At 55.5% G+C, this 16260-nt stretch carries 16 protein-coding genes; 15 read left to right on the top strand and 1 reads right to left on the bottom strand.

Annotation, left to right across the window (positions count from 1 at the left end):
• Positions 1-217 precede the first annotated feature (217 nt).
• The 10 genes from KJZ99_10855 (at position 218) to KJZ99_10900 (ending at position 7994) form a co-directional block, all read left to right on the top strand.
• Positions 218-799, top strand: coding sequence for a hypothetical protein (locus KJZ99_10855; protein MCL4306406.1), 582 nt, complete (start codon positions 218-220; stop codon positions 797-799).
• Between the two features lie 271 nt (positions 800-1070).
• Positions 1071-1964 carry a hypothetical protein gene (locus KJZ99_10860; GenBank protein ID MCL4306407.1) on the top strand — a complete coding sequence of 298 codons (894 nt, stop codon included), beginning with the start codon at positions 1071-1073 and terminating at the stop codon, positions 1962-1964.
• A gap of 68 nt (positions 1965-2032) precedes the next feature.
• Positions 2033-3103, top strand: a complete 1071-nt coding sequence (locus KJZ99_10865) for a hypothetical protein (GenBank protein ID MCL4306408.1) — start codon at positions 2033-2035, stop codon at positions 3101-3103.
• 17 nt (positions 3104-3120) lie between these two features.
• Positions 3121-3297, top strand: coding sequence for a hypothetical protein (locus tag KJZ99_10870; protein ID MCL4306409.1), 177 nt, complete (start codon positions 3121-3123; stop codon positions 3295-3297).
• 78 nt (positions 3298-3375) lie between these two features.
• The gene (locus tag KJZ99_10875; GenBank protein MCL4306410.1) at positions 3376-4056 is read left to right on the top strand and encodes a hypothetical protein; all 681 of its coding nucleotides are present in this window, start codon (positions 3376-3378) and stop codon (positions 4054-4056) included.
• 44 nt (positions 4057-4100) lie between these two features.
• Positions 4101-4706 (top strand): hypothetical protein, encoded by a 606-nt coding sequence (locus tag KJZ99_10880; GenBank protein MCL4306411.1) that lies wholly within the window; start codon positions 4101-4103, stop codon positions 4704-4706.
• A 96-nt stretch (positions 4707-4802) separates the two neighbouring features.
• Positions 4803-5414 carry a T9SS type A sorting domain-containing protein gene (locus tag KJZ99_10885; protein ID MCL4306412.1) on the top strand — a complete coding sequence of 204 codons (612 nt, stop codon included), beginning with the start codon at positions 4803-4805 and terminating at the stop codon, positions 5412-5414.
• Positions 5415-5478: 64 nt separating this feature from the next.
• Positions 5479-6108 carry a uridine kinase gene (gene udk, locus KJZ99_10890; GenBank protein MCL4306413.1) on the top strand — a complete coding sequence of 210 codons (630 nt, stop codon included), beginning with the start codon at positions 5479-5481 and terminating at the stop codon, positions 6106-6108.
• Between the two features lie 20 nt (positions 6109-6128).
• Positions 6129-6740 (top strand): thymidine kinase, encoded by a 612-nt coding sequence (locus tag KJZ99_10895; protein MCL4306414.1) that lies wholly within the window; start codon positions 6129-6131, stop codon positions 6738-6740.
• A 3-nt stretch (positions 6741-6743) separates the two neighbouring features.
• Positions 6744-7994, top strand: a complete 1251-nt coding sequence (locus tag KJZ99_10900) for a NupC/NupG family nucleoside CNT transporter (protein MCL4306415.1) — start codon at positions 6744-6746, stop codon at positions 7992-7994.
• Positions 7995-8050: 56 nt separating this feature from the next.
• Here the strand turns inward: KJZ99_10900 and KJZ99_10905 are convergent, their stop codons facing one another.
• A complete protein-coding gene (locus KJZ99_10905; GenBank protein MCL4306416.1) occupies positions 8051-9751 on the bottom strand; it encodes an STAS domain-containing protein in 1701 nt (566 codons plus the stop codon).
• Between the two features lies 1 nt (position 9752).
• Between KJZ99_10905 and KJZ99_10910 the strand changes: the two genes are divergently transcribed.
• From KJZ99_10910 to KJZ99_10930, 5 genes are all read left to right on the top strand, one after another.
• Positions 9753-10310, top strand: a complete 558-nt coding sequence (locus KJZ99_10910; protein ID MCL4306417.1) for a thermonuclease family protein — start codon at positions 9753-9755, stop codon at positions 10308-10310.
• 3 nt (positions 10311-10313) lie between these two features.
• A complete protein-coding gene (locus KJZ99_10915; protein MCL4306418.1) occupies positions 10314-11156 on the top strand; it encodes a purine-nucleoside phosphorylase in 843 nt (280 codons plus the stop codon).
• Positions 11153-12895 (top strand): hypothetical protein, encoded by a 1743-nt coding sequence (locus KJZ99_10920; GenBank protein ID MCL4306419.1) that lies wholly within the window; start codon positions 11153-11155, stop codon positions 12893-12895. Before KJZ99_10915 ends, KJZ99_10920 begins: the two co-directional genes overlap by 4 nt.
• Positions 12896-12919: 24 nt before the next feature.
• Positions 12920-13183, top strand: a complete 264-nt coding sequence (locus KJZ99_10925) for a hypothetical protein (GenBank protein MCL4306420.1) — start codon at positions 12920-12922, stop codon at positions 13181-13183.
• A gap of 565 nt (positions 13184-13748) precedes the next feature.
• The gene (locus tag KJZ99_10930; GenBank protein MCL4306421.1) at positions 13749-16202 is read left to right on the top strand and encodes an ATP-dependent Clp protease ATP-binding subunit; all 2454 of its coding nucleotides are present in this window, start codon (positions 13749-13751) and stop codon (positions 16200-16202) included.
• The last annotated feature ends 58 nt before the right edge of the window (positions 16203-16260 follow it).

Below are 16260 nucleotides of genomic sequence, written 5' to 3' on the forward strand. Positions count from 1 at the left end.
TTCTGACCGGTTCGTTACCCTTGCAGCGGGCCTCCCTTCCGGGAGGCCCGCTGTCGTTTGGCGGATACGTGTCTAAAATCCATACCGTTCAAAGACCTACGAAAGAAATTTCGCACCCGAATAGCGTTGCTTTTCTGTAATCATGAGTGTATATTACTGTTTACGACAAAACCACTGCGTGGTTGATCAAGCGCGGCCTGCGGTTTGCAGTTAGCGCATGTCTCGAATATCAAGCTACCGGCATGGAACCGGAAAGGAACGAATGATCATGGCACGATGGACATTCCTGGCAATTCTGATTTGCTTCGCAACTCTGCAGAGCGCTGCTTACGCACAGGGCTTTAACATGGCGTTTCAGCATTTTGAACCCGCCTCGCCGTTGACTACAACGTGCGGCGGCAACATAGGTATTCCCGATGGAACGGTGATCAAGATATTCCAGGACGTGGACAACGATGGACCAGATCCGGAAGATCCCCAGCCGGTCGTGTGTACTGACCCGCCGGATTGCGTGACGCCCTTTGATGCGGTCAACTTCAACGAATTCACATTCAACGGCGTCTACTTCGAACTCGGACCGGGTTACTTTGTAACAGAAACCCTGCTGACATGCTCGGCTACCATCCCCGCAAATGCTCGCTACTACCTGCGGATTTACGAACCGGATGGAGTTACGGTCTTGTGGACCAGTTCGGTTGCTACGGCGGTGGTGGGCTATCAGGAGGTCAATTATACTGATGCCGACTGGACCTGCGGTGCCTCAGGCCCGCGTTGCACAGTGATTGACGAATCTGAGTAGTTTCCCGGACAGAATTCCGGAACCGGCGCTTGGACGTGCGCGTTCAACTCTGGAAAGCACGCTTTTCTTTCAAACTCATTCTGAAACAGATAATTCAAGACTCATGCGCAAACTAACGATCTTGCTGTCCGCACTCCTGACTGCGGTGCTCAGCGGTCTTCTGGTCCCCGGGTGTTCTGTCGCCCCGGCCGAAGGCAAGCTGCAAGTCATGTATAGCGGCAATATCCGGGGCAATGTGGCCCCGTGTGGTTGAAAGGACAAAAAAGGTGGGGTGGCCCGGTGGGCTGCCTTCGTACAAAGACATCAGGATCCGACAGCCAATTGGCTGACGGTTGATGCTGGCAACTTTGTAGACCGTGCAGGTGCCAAGGGCGGCTGCTCGACGAAGTGCCAATTCATGGTCACGAGTTATGAGGACCTCCATTACGACGTCCTGAACATTGCTCGTCAGGAAGTCTCGATGGGCTACGAGACATTGGTTTCGCTGCGCGACACGACCAAGACGACCAAGTACGTCTCTGCCAATCTGCTCGATGTGAAGACCGGCAAGCCGCTCTTTGATCCGTATGTGATCAAGGATTACGGCAATATGCGTATTGGCGTCATCGGACTCTTGCGTGATGCGGATTTTCCGGCCACCTCATCACTGGTGGATACCACAGTGATGAAAGTCACGCCGACTACCGAGGCCGCGCAGAAATATCTGCCGGATCTGATGCGCAAGACCGACGCGGTTATTCTGCTGTGTGAATTGCCGACCGATGATATCGATTCGCTGGTCAAGCAATTCCCGGACATTGACATCGTGATTTCCACCGGCGCTCTGCGCACGGGAGAAACTACGACGACTATTGGTAAGAAGACGCGTCTCCTCGGAACTGGATCGTCCGGCTACAACGGACACTACGCGACGCTTGAATTTAAGCCTGCGTGGGGCGACTCTGTTGCTTTCGCGGACTTCAAAGATGCGTTGCTGGATTCTTATGACATGCCCGGCGAATGGTCCGAAAGACTTGCCAAATTTGAAGGCAAGTCCGGAGCTACCATTCAGCCCAGCCAGAGCGGCGTGAAGGTTTCACCCGGCAATGCGCCGTCGCTTTCGCCATCCAGCAAGGATCCCGCTTCAACGACCAAAGACCCTCATGTGGGGCACAATCACGGATAGGGTTCTCTCCCGTTAGGAAAAGAGCGGCGAGAGGCCGCTCTTTTCTTTACAATAACAGGAGATGAACGATGCTACGTGGTACAGGTGGGTTCCGATTTACGTTGCGCTTTCTGTTGCTTCTTATACTGGGGAGCACGGGTCTTTCACTGCTAAGCGGCGGTTGCACCCCCGCGCCTGCTGAAGGCAAGCTTCAAGTGATGTTTACAGGGAACATCCGCGGGAACGTGTCACCGTGCGGCTGTAAGGTAAGCAAAGGCGGGGTGGCGCGGCTGGCGTCATTCGTCCAGCGACACACAGACCCGACGGCCAATTGGCTGATGGTGGATGCAGGGAATTTCGTGGATCGTGCCGGTGCCAAAGGCGGATGCTCGGACAAGTGTCAATTCCTTGTGACGAGTTACGAAGGCCTGAAGTACGATGTTCTGAATGTTGCCCGTCAGGAGATTTCGATGGGCTACGAAACACTGGTTGCGATGCGTGACACGGTGAAGTCCGTTGACTTTGTCTCGGCAAACCTCGTGGATGCGGCTACCAATCGTCCGTTGTTCAAGCCGTATGTGATCAAAGACTACGGCAATATGAAAGTCGGTATCATTGGCTTGGTGCGGGATGCTGACTTCCCTGCAACGTCTTCGCTGATAGACACAACCAGGTTTCGTGTGACCAGCACAAAGGCGGCAGCGGACCGTTACTTACCGGAAGTTGCAAAGAAAGCCAACGCGATCGTCTTACTCTGCGAACTCTCATCGGACGATTTGGATACACTCATTAGTTCGCATCCCGAAATTGACTTTGTCATTTCCACCGGCGCATTGCGAACAGGCGAGACCATGACGACCATCGGTAAGACACGCGTTGTTGGAACCGGTTCGTCAGGGTATAATGGCCACTACGCGATGATCGAGTTCAACCCCTCTTGGGGCGACTCCGCCGGCTACGTTGACTTCAAAGACGCCTTGACGGATGTTTACGAGCAGGAAGGCGAATGGTCAACCAAGCTTGCGGCTTTCGAAGAGCGCACAGGCACAGGCAAACGCCAGCAAAATGCAGGTTCGACGCCTATGACTGGAGCAGGGATTCCCAACACACTTTCGCCGGACGCTCTGCAGAAGAAGGCGACAATAAGTTCTCACGGTTAACTCAAGTTCATAGCAGAATGAATCAACGGATTCGGCCCATGCTGAAGGGCGGGGCGGTGACGGGTATGTTGTTGCTGGTCGGGCTGCTTGGCCTTTCGCTCGGTCATGCGGCGGACAAGCAGGCTTCGAAAGCTCAGAAAGCGCGCGTCATCTACTCAGGGCAGTTTAAAGGCCACGTCGAACCCTGCGGTTGAGGCTCGCGTAAAGGCGGGCTGGCCCGGAGGGCTACCTTTATTCATAACAGCCGCTCTGACACTCTCGCGATTGTCACGGTGGATGCTGGAAATTTCGCGACTCTTGCGATCGACAAGGAGTTCGAGCCGCGACGTGACCTTTTGTTCTCTTTTTACAAGGAACAAAACTACGACGCGATAACCTTGGGACCGCAGGAAATGAACTCTTCGCTGTCGGTTTGGAAGCAGGCGAGCCAGGATGGGTTGCCCATCGTTTGCGCAAACCTGTTCGAAGGTAAACGCTCCAAGAAGCCGGTCTTCGACGCATACCGTTGGACCGAGCGTGCGGGTGTGCGCATGGCTGTCGTCGGGCTTATCATGGAGCGATCTGTTGCGAACAGCCCCGACTCGGCGGAAGTGCGCGTCGAATCACCCTATAAGATCCAGAAGCTGATGCGGAAAGTGTTGAAGCGTTCCGATTACGTCACCCTGATTGGCGACTTTACGGTCAAGGAAGCTGACTCCCTCGCTCAGACCTATCCGGAAGTTAATCTGATTGTTTCATCGAATCCGACGCTTTCGAATTACTTCACCGTCGGCACGACTGTCGTCGCACCTTGCGGAGCAAAAGGATACTACGGTGAGTACATCGAGACTTCCGTGGCGCGCAGTGACTCGGCCAGATACGAGAAGGTACGCGAGACTCTCGATACCAAGATCCCCGCGGACACGCTTTATGAGAAGCGAGTTTCGCAGTCGGGAATCCTTCCGCGCAAGTAGTTTTTGAAGCGAATCCTCAACCACAAATGATGGCAAACGGAAACATGATGTTGCGTATTGCGACGACTATCCTGCTGGTGTTGGTGACCCTGAACAGCGTGATGGCGCGCGAAGTTATCAAGGGCCGCGAAGTCTACTTTGATACGGAAAACACCGAAGAGCGCGACAACGAAATGGGGAATCCGTTCACCATTCTTGTCTTCTTCTTTAACAACAAACCCGTGTTGGATCGCACCGGAGCTCCCCACGATCATGGACATTTGATTCAAGTCATAGCAGATGGTGGAAACGGGATTCAGGACCCGCCCAATCCCGACGGAACTCCTGGCGGCGATGACTCGCTGGCCTGGGGCAACTTCAATCAACTCTACCTCGGCGGCCACGAATATCCCCCGCAAATGGAGGGGAAAACGGGTCTGTTCAGTTCCGGCAAGTACTTCATTCCATACGTGGATGATGGGGTATATTATTTGCGTTTATGGGAAGGTGGAGATTCGAAAAAAGCTCCGTACTATCAGGACTCAAGTGAATATGTTTCGACCATTGGTGATCAGGGCGGGGGAATGCTGCGCGTATCCTCTCGTGTCTACAAATCCCCCGAAGATGTGGAATGGACGTTTGGACCGGCTAAGCCGCGACCCAAGAAATAGCGTTCGACCTTTTGGAAGATTGTCAGCCTTGTTCGGGGATCGTCCACTACTGCAAGCCGGGCGAGCCCCGTTACTTTTGCAACGGGGGACCAGTTTGTGTTAAGGCTCTTGGTGACATTAGCTTGTCTTACGCCCGTCGCTTTCGCCAGTTGGGTGCAAATCGGCTTTCTCACGAACGAATCCCCGCAATCGGTGTCACTGCAAGTCGAATCCCTACCTGAAGCCCGCCAGTTTGAACTTCGGGAAGCTGGGGACGCACAGCGGTCTTGCTGGTTGAGTCCGCCGATTTTCTTTGAGGGGCGCGGCGAGCAGGATTGCATCGTAGCTTGGAAGCAGGCCGGCGTGGCACATGAACGACGCTTTACGCTGCGTGCTGATTCCCCGATGCAACTGCTCTTGGTGGAGGAAACGCATGCTGACCTCAAGCGCGCGGTTGAACAGCCCTTTGATGTCCAACTGGAATTGGCTCCCAATCCGTTCAACGTCATGGCAACTCTGTCATTAACTCTGCCCGAGGCCGCCCATGCCGACTTAAAGGTCTATGACGTGCTGGGCCGCCGGGTTTCGGATCTCTTTGACCAGCCTCTTTCCGCAGGCAGTCACCGCTGGACTATTGACGGCTCGACATGGGCCAGCGGGACCTATTTCCTCTCTTATCGCCTCTCGCCCGGCCCGTCCGGGGTCCGCCGCCTGCTACTGCTGAAGTAGTTTCCCCTCTCAACTCTGTTTCTTTATTGCGGCTTATAGTCAAGCTCCGTAGATTAGGGAGCCCATGTCCATTCTGATCGGCATCGCCGGTGGCTCCGCCAGCGGCAAGACGACGCTGGCTCACGGTCTCATGCACGCAATGGGTCCGGATCGCGTGCTCTGGCTCCTGCAGGACAGCTACTACCGCGAATTACGTGGTATGAGCTTTGACGAGCGTTGCCTGTATAACTTCGATCATCCCAGCGCCTTCGAAACCGATTTGCTCTGCCGCCACTTGGATGAGCTGCTTGCGGGCAGACCCATCGAACTACCCGAATACGATTACTGCACACACATGCGGAAGCCGGCAGGCCAACATGTCGAACCGCGCGAAATTATCCTGCTCGATGGAATCCTCGTCCTGCACGAACCTGATTTGCGGAAGCGAATGAGTCTGAAAGTGTTCGTCGAGTGTCCAGCTGATGTGAGACTGGCGCGCCGCATCGAGCGCGACGTCGTTTTCCGTGCTCGCGCAAAGCACGACGTCATTCGCCAATTCAACGACCACGTCGAACCCATGCACCGGCAGTTCGTCGAGCCTTCCAAGTCGTTCGCCGACATCGTAATTCCCTTTGGTGCCGAGATACCTTCGGTAACACAGATGGTCGCGGAGCGAATTCAATCTTCTGCACAGGCGGACGCGCAACGTTCCTGAAAACTCTCCTTTGTTGATCCATGCACCACTTTCCCCACAATACCGGCTGGATTGAAGTTATCTGCGGACCGATGTTCTCCGGCAAGACGGAGGAATTGATTCGCCGGTTGGTGCGCGCTCAGATTGCCAAACTGCGCGTTGAGATATTCAAGCCGCTGATTGACAACCGATACTCTCGGGACGAAATCGTCAGTCATTCGCGGCTGACAATCCCATCGCAGCTGGTCAAGTCACCGTGGGAGATCTTTGAACTCGCGCAGGATGCCGACGTGATCGGCATTGACGAAGCGCAATTCCTCGGGAACGAATTGATCGAAGTCGTGCAGAAGCTCGCCGATCAGAACAAACGAGTCATCTGCGCGGGGCTGGATACCGATTATCGCGGCGTTCCGTTCGATCCGATTCCTCAACTGCTCGCAATCGCCGAATACATAGATAAGACGCTCGCCATTTGTGTGCGCTGCGGAAATCCCGCCAAGCACACACAGCGCGTGGTCGCGTCACGGGAGCTCGTCTTAGTCGGTGCGCAAGACGCCTACGAACCGCGCTGCCGCAATTGTTTTGTCCCTCCCGATCCTGCTCAAGAAACGGCTGTGCAGGAGCAACTCCCTCTCTCCTCAAAGCAAGGATAACCTTTGGAACGTCTCCAATCCTTGATCGCGATTCCGATTCTGCTTGGTCTCGCGTGGCTGCTGTCATCCGACCGCAAAAATTTCCCGTGGCGTGTGGTGATTTGGGGTACGGGCCTGCAAATCGTCTTTGCGGTCTTGATTCTCTGGACGCCGTGGGGCCGCAATGTGTTCAGCGCGTTAGGCGACGGTGTGTCGAAATTTCTCGGATATACACTCGAAGGATCATCGTTCCTGTTCGGCAACATGGTCAAACAGGAGTATCAGGAAACTTTCGGATTCCAGTTCGCTTTTGCGATCCTGCCGACCATCATTTTCTTCGGATCGTTCATGGGCATCCTCTATCACTTCGGCATCGTGCAACGTGTGGTGCGTGGACTGGCATGGGTGATGACGCGATCGATGGGAACGTCCGGAGCGGAATCTCTTTCGGCGGCGGGCAATATCTTCTTGGGCCAGACAGAGTCACCCTTGTTGATTCGACCCTTCCTGAAAACGGTCACGCGCAGTGAACTGAATGCCATCATGGTTGGCGGGTTCGCCACCGTTGCGGGCGGCGTCATGGCGGGGTATATTCTGCTCGGAGTTCCGGCAAAACATCTGCTCGCGGCGTCGGTCATGGCCGCGCCCGGCGCTTTGATCTTTGCCAAAATCTTTCTTCCGGAGCGCGAACAGCCGGCAACGGCAGGGCAGCTCCACATGCCCGAGATGCCCAAGCAGGCGAATGTTATTGATGCTGCGGCAAGCGGTGCGCGCGACGGACTCGGCCTCGCGGTGAACGTCGGGGCCATGCTGCTCGCATTCATTGCTCTCATTGCTGTCTTAAACGCTATCTTGGGGCTGATTTCCGGCTGGTTTGCAGGAGTAGGGATGATGTGGTTCCCGGAAAGTTTGCGCGAGATCTTCTCCTACGTGCTCTGGCCGATTGGTTTCATTCTCGGCGTGCCTGTCTCGGAGTGCAAGGACTTCGCCTATCTTATCGGCACGAAGATCTCGATCAATGAGTTTGTGGCCTATGTCGAGTTATCAAACTTGATGAAGGAAGGCGTGCTGTCTCCCCGCACGATCATGCTCGCGTCATATGCGCTGTGCGGATTCGCGAATTTCTCCTCAATCGGCATCCAAATCGGCGGTATCGGAAGCCTTGCTCCGGAGCGACGCAAGGATCTTGCGGAATTGGGCATGCGGGCGATGATAGCCGGAACGATGGTCAGCCTGCAGACGGCGGCCATTGCCGGAGTGCTGTCGGCAAGCTGACATGAAAAAGTCCGCGCAAAGCGCGGACTTCTCTTTCGCACACCCGATAATTAAACTCAGCGGCTCTCCTTGTGCGGCAGGTGTTTGCCGTGCGGGTGTTCGGGAAGACTCTCGATGATCTCACGTGCCTTTACGACGGCGTCGTCAAACGTCGGCGGTAGATTCTCAGCACCGAACAGTTCGATAAGCCCCGCACGCTCCAGCGCATCGCGCGGCTGTTTGTTCAGACCGCTGATAAGAAATGCCGTTCCGTGCTTTCGCGAGTCGTTGAAGACTTCGATCAGTGCCTGCATACCTGAACTATCAATGACGGGCACTTTACGCATCCGGATAATTCTGACCTTCGGCGCGCGCGCGACGATGTTCATCGCTTCTCGAAACTTGTAGACTGCGCCGAAGAAGAACGGTCCGTTGATTTCATAGACTTGCACTCCAGCTGGAATGGCAGAGCGGTCCAGAACGTCCAACTCCTCTGTGGGGGTCGGTTCGCGCATCTCGCTTGTAAAGATTTCTATTTCAGTGGCGCCGGACATCCGCTTCATGAACAGGAAAACTGCCATCAGCATCCCCACCTCGATCGCGACGGTTAGATCGAGGATGACGGTCAGCGAAAGCGTTGAGAGCAGCACCGCCACGTCACTCTTCGGTCCGCGCAGCATGGCGCGAAACGAGTGCCACTCGAACATATTGTAGGCGACGACGACCAGAATTGCCGCCAACGCTGCCAGCGGAATCATCTTTGCAAGTCCGCCGAACACGAGCATCAGCAGCAAGAGCGCAAGAGCGTGCACAATGCCTGCAACCGGCGTGCGGCCTCCGTTGCGCACGTTGGTCGCCGTCCGCGCAATTGCTCCCGTCACAGGCAATCCGCCGAACACGGAGCTGCCGATGTTCGCGACACCCTGTGCAACCAGCTCCATATTAGAGCGGTGCCGCCCGCCCACCATGCCGTCTGCAACGACTGCCGAAAGCAGAGATTCGATGGCCACCAGCACGGCAATCGTCATCGCCGGCGGAACCAGCCTGCGCACTTCTGCGAACGTCAGGTCAGGCACCTGCGGCATCGGCAGCATCGAGGGGATGTCTCCAAACCGCGAACCGATCGTTTCGACGGGCAGGTGCAGCAACTGAGCGGCGGCCGTGGCGCCGACAAGCACAACTAACGAGCCAGGAATCGTCCGCATCAGTCTTGGCCACACCAGCAGCACAACAACTGATGCAACTCCAATCACTACGGCAGAGGGGTTGATCGTGTCCGCAGCGCGAGCCAGTGAGAAAAGCTTCTCAATAAAGTTCGCAGTTTGTCCTTCCAGCGTCATCCCAGTGAAGTCGGCGATCTGCGAAACGAAGATGATCATGGCGATTCCGCTGGTGAAGCCTGTCACCACCGGCAGCGGGATAAACTTGATGACGGAACCGAGCTTGAAACGCCCGAATAAGATCAGCAGGATTCCGGCAAGAAACGTCGAGACGATTAGTCCGTCCAATCCGTACTCTGCAACGATGCTGAACACGATGACGACGAATGCTCCGGCCGGACCCCCGATTTGCACACGGCTTCCGCCCAGAAACGACACAATGAATCCGCCAATGACACCCGCAATCAGCCCCCGTTCGGGCGATACGCCCGAGGCGATGGCGAAGGCGATGCACAACGGCAACGCAACGACGCCGACGATGAGTCCGGCTACAAAGTCCCTGCTGAATTGCTGCCGGTCGTAGTTCCGGAGAGTGGTGAAAAGTTTAGGCTTCAACATAATGCCGCAAGATACAAAATCCCAAACGACAATTCAATACACTCGCGCCTATCTGTCGCTGTTTCTGGTTGCCGCTCTCTGGCTTGGCTGTCGGCACACTGCGCCGGACACGATCCCTCCGTTTCGCGAAACACCCGTTCAGAAATCAGACATCGTGGTTGAAGACGGGGACACTTTCCTCTGGAAAACTCAGCGCATACGCATGCTGGGCATTGACTGTGCCGAAATCAGCTCGCCTTTCCATAACGGCAATCAGGAGCCTTGGGGTTCATTAGCCACCGAGTTCCTGCGCGAACAGATTGCAAAAGCGAATAAACTCTCGATCATCCGTATTGAACAGCCCGACCGCTATGGTCGCTGGCTGGCCTATCTGTTTGCCGACGGCGAGAATGTCAATGCACGCGTCATCAGTGCGGGCTTGGCATATGAAACGGTTTCGCAGTATGGAAAACAAGGTCTGGACCGTTATGCCGAGCAATGTCTTGCTGCTTCACGGACCGCGCCAAAACCGTCGTTTGAACCTCCACACGAATTCAGAAAACGTAATCGCAAGAATTAACGTATGCGTAACCGTCAGTTCGCGCGCGAGCGCATGTTGCAGTTCGAGACAGATATTGAGAAGATGGCAGGGAAACTAAATGGCTCTGCGGATGTCGCCGTTATCCTCGGATCGGGACTCGGCGGCTTCGCCGATGAACTTGCAGAGCCTCGCTCCTTTCTGACGAGCGAACTCTCGGGTTATCCCGTCTCCACAGTTGCGGGTCATGCGGGTCGCATCGTGTTCGGGAAGATCGGCCGTGTCAAAGTGATGGCCTTTCAGGGACGCGTGCACATGTATGAAGGCTACTCTCCGGAACAGGTCGCAGTGCCCGTGCGCCTGGCCTTTGCCAAAGGCGCGCGCACGCTGCTTGTAACCAATGCATCGGGAGGCGTGAGCCGCAGATTTCGCGCAGGCGATTTGATGCTCATTGATGACCACATCAATCTGCAGTTCCGCAATCCGTTACGCGGACCGCAGGCCGTGAACGAATCCAGATGGCCGGACATGTGCCACTGCTATGATCCCGAACTGAAGCTGCTTGCTGAACGCGTTGCTCAGGAACAGAAGATAGAATTGAAGCGTGGAACTCTTGCGGCGCTGCTCGGCCCCACCTATGAGACTCCTGCCGAAGTGCAGATGCTCGCTCGGCTGGGTGCGGATGGTGTCTGTATGTCGACCGTCCCGGAAGTCATTGCCGCAAGCGCGTTGGGAATGCGAGTTCTCGGTATCTCGTGTGTGACCAACGCCGCCGCGGGCGGCGGAGAAAAACTCGCTCATGAAGATGTCATCTTGACTGCAAACCGCGCCAAAGAGAAATTTCAGGAATTGTTGCGCGGAGTGCTTATCAGTCTGAAGCCTGAATGAAAACCCGTCTGCTTACACTCTCGTTGCTCGGTTTGCTTACGTGGTGCAAAGTCTCGCTTGCGCAGTCTGACTATTCCCCGGGCGATTGGCAGAGCTACCGCGATTGCCGCGGCGCGCGTGCTATGGACGTCAATCCGCACGAGCTTTTTGTCGCGACGGGCGGCGGCGTGCTGACCTTTCAACTCAGTCGCAATCGTTGGGAAGCCCCGCAGGTGATGGGCTACGGCGCCTTCGAAGCCGTTCCGATTGACGACGCCATCCTTCTCCTCTATGATGAGCGCTACAATCACGTTTGGGTCGCCACTCGTGACCAATTGCTGAAATGGCAGCGCGGATTCGACCGCTGGGAAATTGCCGCAAGAAATGTTTGGATGCACGGCGAACGGCCCGTGAACATCGGTGTGGGCGGTCAATCACTCTATGTCGAAACGATTCCCGATCAGGTTTTCGAGCAGCTCTTCACGCAGAATCCGCCGCTTCCCGATCCTGAATGGAGAGCCTTCGTTCGCCGCTACAGGGGAGATCGCAGTACAGGAAATCTCTTTCTCGACATGATTCAGGACCCCGAAGAGATGGATCAGATCCGGTGGCGCGGTCTGCGCAGTAAGCTCCGCATTCCCGACAGCGCCTATCCTCCGGGTGTCCTCGCACAGCTTCCTGCGGGATTTCCCTACGTCATGCCCCCTCGCCCATATACATGGTACAGCGACGGAACACTCTATGATCCGCGCGGCCGCAGCTTTCCTGTGACAGACTGGCTGCTGGATAGCTGGGGCAACTTCTGGAGTACGCATTGGGGTGCGGGCGTTCTGAAGTCCGATCTGCGTGCGTTGCGTTCTGTGCAATTGTTGGCCGGTCCCGCCGGAAACGATGTCAAAGCCTTGCTCTTTCTTGAGCAGGGGCTGTGGATTGGCGGGGCGAACGACGGTGACTTTCTCGGTGTCTCCTTCTTGGAAGGGTACGGGAATAGTTGGAGCTACGTCGAGCGACGTGATGACAGCCAGATTCGTTCAACCAATGTCTCTGACTTGGTCTCTGCGGGCGACCGTATCTGGTTCGCCACGATGGATGGTCTGTTGAGTTACCAGCCGCGCAAGAAACAATGGAAGCGATTCGATGTGCAGGACAATCTGCATGCGCAGCAAGTCACTGCACTGGCCGTGCGCGGCACAGAACTCTGGATCGGAACGCACGATGGGCTTTCTGTTCTCGATACTCGCGGCGACCAGATCACTCGCATTCCTTCCGATGGATTCGCGCTCTCCGGCATCCTCGACTTGGTTGTTCACGATTCACTCCTCTATGTGGGAACTGAGGGCGGTCTGACTCAAGTCAATGCTCGTACACACGAGGTCACGAGACTTCCTCTCGATCCCGGACTGTTGAACCTCCCTGTTAGCAGTCTCTCTCTTTTGAATAACGACCTTTGGCTGGCAACGCCGGAGGGCATCATGCGCCGCACAGCTTCCGGCGAGACAAAATCATGGCTGTCTGAGGTCTGGATGAAGAACGCGGTGCCCACATGCGTCGATGCCTCGAATCCGTTTATCTGGGTTGGTACGGAAGCGGGATTCTTCCGCTTCGATCCCTCCCGTGAGGCATGGGAGCACTACACGCGCCGCGACGGACTCGTAGACGACTACGTGCAGGTCATTAAAGAGGATCGCGGTGACCTGTGGATTGGAACCCGAGGCGGTTTGACGCGTTATTATTATAGTAGACCCGGAGCAGTTAGATAGAACCCAGGAAGGGGCGCAGCAGCCATGTTTGGGCCGGTACGTGAAGGAACTTTCTATTTCAGCCGTAGGGACTTTGATCAAGGCAAGGGTGTGAAAGTGTGGTATCTCGGTGAGGGCGTCAAGCGCGGTTGGCAGGTAACTCCGTGGCGTGATGGCAAGGCGGAGGGCATGACCTTCCCGCTTACGCCGGATATCTGGGATTACTTGTACAGCGAAGAAGAGCTCTCCGCAGGCCGAAGTCGCAAATCCGGGGAACATTCCCGGGAGCACATGGGGTATACAAAGTAGATAGTATGGAAAACCGTTGGCTCCGAATGAAGTGCGTCATGTTCGAAACAAGGGGTTTGGCAGAGGTCACGTTGTCGTCTTGGAGCGGCAATCGGCATGCTCTGTCCCATAAACGTCGCATTCCTCACTTTGACTGACGGTTTCCGGTTCGCACTCGCAAGCAGTACCGGACGCCCGGTGGTCGAGTTAGACTGCCGGGCGTTTCCTATTCAGCGGCTGATCGGTAGCTAATTGGAGGTGTGGATAACTTCCATTTCTGCGCAAATTCTTACGAGTCGAAAGGATAGGTGGGTTAATTCAATTTAGCGACTTGGCTTACGCCGTCCCTCTGTTGGCCTCGGACTACCGTGCCTCCCCCGACGAATGCGTGGGAATGCCCGCATTCCCCGAGAGCGGCAAAGTATTTGCTGATTCTTCAACAACCAACATGAGAGTCTTGCATGTTGCCGGCTTGAAACCTTCAAGTGTCTTAGAATCCGCCTCTTGCAATTCAAGGTGCGGATACCTAAATTGGAATCGCACTCGTTTGTTCAGTGGCTGGTGACGGCCAAGAATTGAGGAACACATGCAGAATAAATTCTCCCTGCGCGTTCAACAGGTAATCCAGTACTCCCGGGAGGAAGCGCTTCGCTTGGGCCATGACTTCATTGGCACCGAGCACTTGCTTCTGGGAATCATCCGCCTCGGCGATGGCTTGGCGGTTCAAATCCTGCACAACCTCGGTTGTGACTTGGATGAACTCCGCGAGTCCGTCGAAGAGATGGTGGATACCACGCGCGGGTCGATGAAGATTGGGAACATTCCCTTCACCAAGCGTGCTGAGAAAGTTCTCAAGCTATCCTATATTGAAGGAAAGAGCTACTCGTCAGATATTATCGGGACCGAGCATTTGCTGTTGGCTCTTCTCAAGGAAGAGGATTCGATGGCTGCTCAGGTGCTGCACGGTTTCAATGTCACCTACGAGAATGTCAAAGGTGAGTTGGACAATCTCCTGCGCGGCAGCGGACAGCAGGCTCCGCAGGCTCCGCAAGAGAAGACCAAGACTCCGAACCTCGACCACTTCTCGCGCGACCTGACCAAACTCGCTCGCGAAAACAAACTCGACCCGATTATCGGGCGCGACATGGAGATCGAGCGCGTCGCGCAGATCCTCTCGCGCCGCAAGAAGAATAATCCCGTGCTGATCGGCGAACCCGGTGTCGGTAAAACCGCCATCGCCGAGGGCCTCGCCCTGCGCATCGTTCAGCAACGCGTTTCGCCGATTCTTTACGGCAAGCGCGTGGTCGCTCTTGACTTGGGTTCCATCGTCGCTGGCACGAAGTATCGTGGACAGTTTGAAGAGCGAATCAAGTCCATCATGCAGGAGATCGAGAAGAGTCCGGACATCATTCTCTTTATTGACGAGTTGCATACCATCGTGGGTGCGGGCAGCGCGTCAGGATCGCTCGACGCTTCGAACATGTTCAAGCCGGCGTTGGCTCGCGGTGAATTGCAGTGTATCGGTGCGACCACGTTGAATGAATACCGTCAGTCCATCGAGAAGGACGGCGCGCTTGAACGCCGCTTCCAGAAAGTGATGGTCGATCCGCCTTCCGTCGAGGATACGATTCAAATTCTGCTCGGTCTGCGCGAAAAGTATGAAGAGCATCACGGCGTGAAATTCACGGATGAAGCCGTCGAATCCGCCGTGCACCTCTCTGATCGCTACGTCACGGACCGCTTCCTTCCCGACAAGGCTATCGACGTCATCGATGAAACCGGCTCGTCCGTTCGCATCTCGCACATTGTGATTCCTGACAAGATTCTGGAAATTGAAAAGCAGATAGACAACGTCAAGCACGAGAAGGAAGATCTTGTCAAGCGGCAGGAGTATGAAAAGGCCGCGATGCTGCGCGACAAGAAAATCAAGCTCGAAACGATGCTCCGCGAGGAGAAGGAACGGTGGGAGCGCAGCGAAGCCCGTCCGACTCTTGTCGTGACTCCCGAGGAAATCGCCGCAACCGTCGCTCGCATGACGGGCATTCCGGTCACGCGGGTCGCCGCGGGTGAAGGCGAACGTCTGCTGAAGATTGCCGAGTCGCTCTCCAAGAAGATTGTCGGACAGAACGAAGCGCTCGAAGTGATTGCCAAAGCGCTCCGCCGCGCGCGGTCTGGCCTCAAAAGTCCCACGCGTCCCATCGGCAGCTTCATGTTCTTGGGTTCGCCAGGTGTCGGTAAGACTGAACTCGCGCACGCGCTCGCGGACTATCTCTTCAATGATCCCGAATCGCTGATTCGCATTGACATGAGCGAGTATAGCGAAAAGTTTAACGTCTCGCGTTTGATCGGCGCGCCTCCCGGTTATGTCGGCTATGATGAAGGCGGCCAGTTAACGGAAAAGGTTCGTCGCAAACCGTATAGCGTGGTGCTGCTCGACGAAGTGGAAAAGGCACACCCGGAAGTCTTCAACGTTCTGCTGCAGGTGCTCGATCACGGTGAATTGACGGACGGCACGGGACAGAAGGTGGACTTCCGCAATACAATCTTGATTCTCACGTCGAATCTCGGTACGCGCGAAGCGGCCAAGTCGATGGAGTTCGGGTTCGGTGGCGTGAAAGTTGAGTCGCACGACAAGATGTCCGGCAAGATGATGGACGAAGTCAAGCAGCTCTTCCGTCCCGAGTTCTTGAATCGTCTCGATGAAATAATCGTCTTCAACATGCTCAGCCGTGAAGCGATCGACATCATCCTGTCAAAGCACATCGAAGATCTCAACAGACGGTTGCTGGATCGCTCGTTGACCGTACAGCTGACGGCTAAGGCCCGCGAATACCTGATTGACAAAGGCTATAAGCCGGAAATCGGGGCGCGTTTGATGCGTCGTACGGTGGAGAAATTCGTCGAAGATCCGCTGGCCGAAGAAATCCTGCGTGAGCGTTTTCACGAAGGCTCGACTGTGCAAATTACCATGAAGGGCGACGAACTCACCTTCCGTGAGTTCAAGGAAAAAATCCCTGAAGAATCCGCTGACGCCGAATAGGTGATTAATGTTTGTAAGTGTAAGGGCGGCCTCTGGCCGCCCTTCTTGTTTTGGAAAC

The organism is bacterium (genome assembly GCA_023382385.1).
Taxonomy (GTDB): domain Bacteria; phylum Electryoneota; class RPQS01; order RPQS01; family RPQS01; genus JABWCQ01.

Coding starts and splice junctions, on each gene's coding strand:
- KJZ99_10855 (MCL4306406.1), top strand. CDS start 218: ATGTCTCGAATATCAAGCTACCGGCATGGAACCGGAAAGGAACGAATG.
- KJZ99_10865 (MCL4306408.1), top strand. CDS start 2,033: ATGCTACGTGGTACAGGTGGGTTCCGATTTACGTTGCGCTTTCTGTTG.
- KJZ99_10870 (MCL4306409.1), top strand. CDS start 3,121: ATGAATCAACGGATTCGGCCCATGCTGAAGGGCGGGGCGGTGACGGGT.
- KJZ99_10880 (MCL4306411.1), top strand. CDS start 4,101: ATGATGTTGCGTATTGCGACGACTATCCTGCTGGTGTTGGTGACCCTG.
- udk (MCL4306413.1), top strand. CDS start 5,479: ATGTCCATTCTGATCGGCATCGCCGGTGGCTCCGCCAGCGGCAAGACG.
- KJZ99_10895 (MCL4306414.1), top strand. CDS start 6,129: ATGCACCACTTTCCCCACAATACCGGCTGGATTGAAGTTATCTGCGGA.
- KJZ99_10905 (MCL4306416.1), bottom strand. CDS start 9,751: ATGTTGAAGCCTAAACTTTTCACCACTCTCCGGAACTACGACCGGCAG.
- KJZ99_10910 (MCL4306417.1), top strand. CDS start 9,753: ATGCCGCAAGATACAAAATCCCAAACGACAATTCAATACACTCGCGCC.
- KJZ99_10915 (MCL4306418.1), top strand. CDS start 10,314: ATGCGTAACCGTCAGTTCGCGCGCGAGCGCATGTTGCAGTTCGAGACA.
- KJZ99_10920 (MCL4306419.1), top strand. CDS start 11,153: ATGAAAACCCGTCTGCTTACACTCTCGTTGCTCGGTTTGCTTACGTGG.
- KJZ99_10925 (MCL4306420.1), top strand. CDS start 12,920: ATGTTTGGGCCGGTACGTGAAGGAACTTTCTATTTCAGCCGTAGGGAC.
- KJZ99_10930 (MCL4306421.1), top strand. CDS start 13,749: ATGCAGAATAAATTCTCCCTGCGCGTTCAACAGGTAATCCAGTACTCC.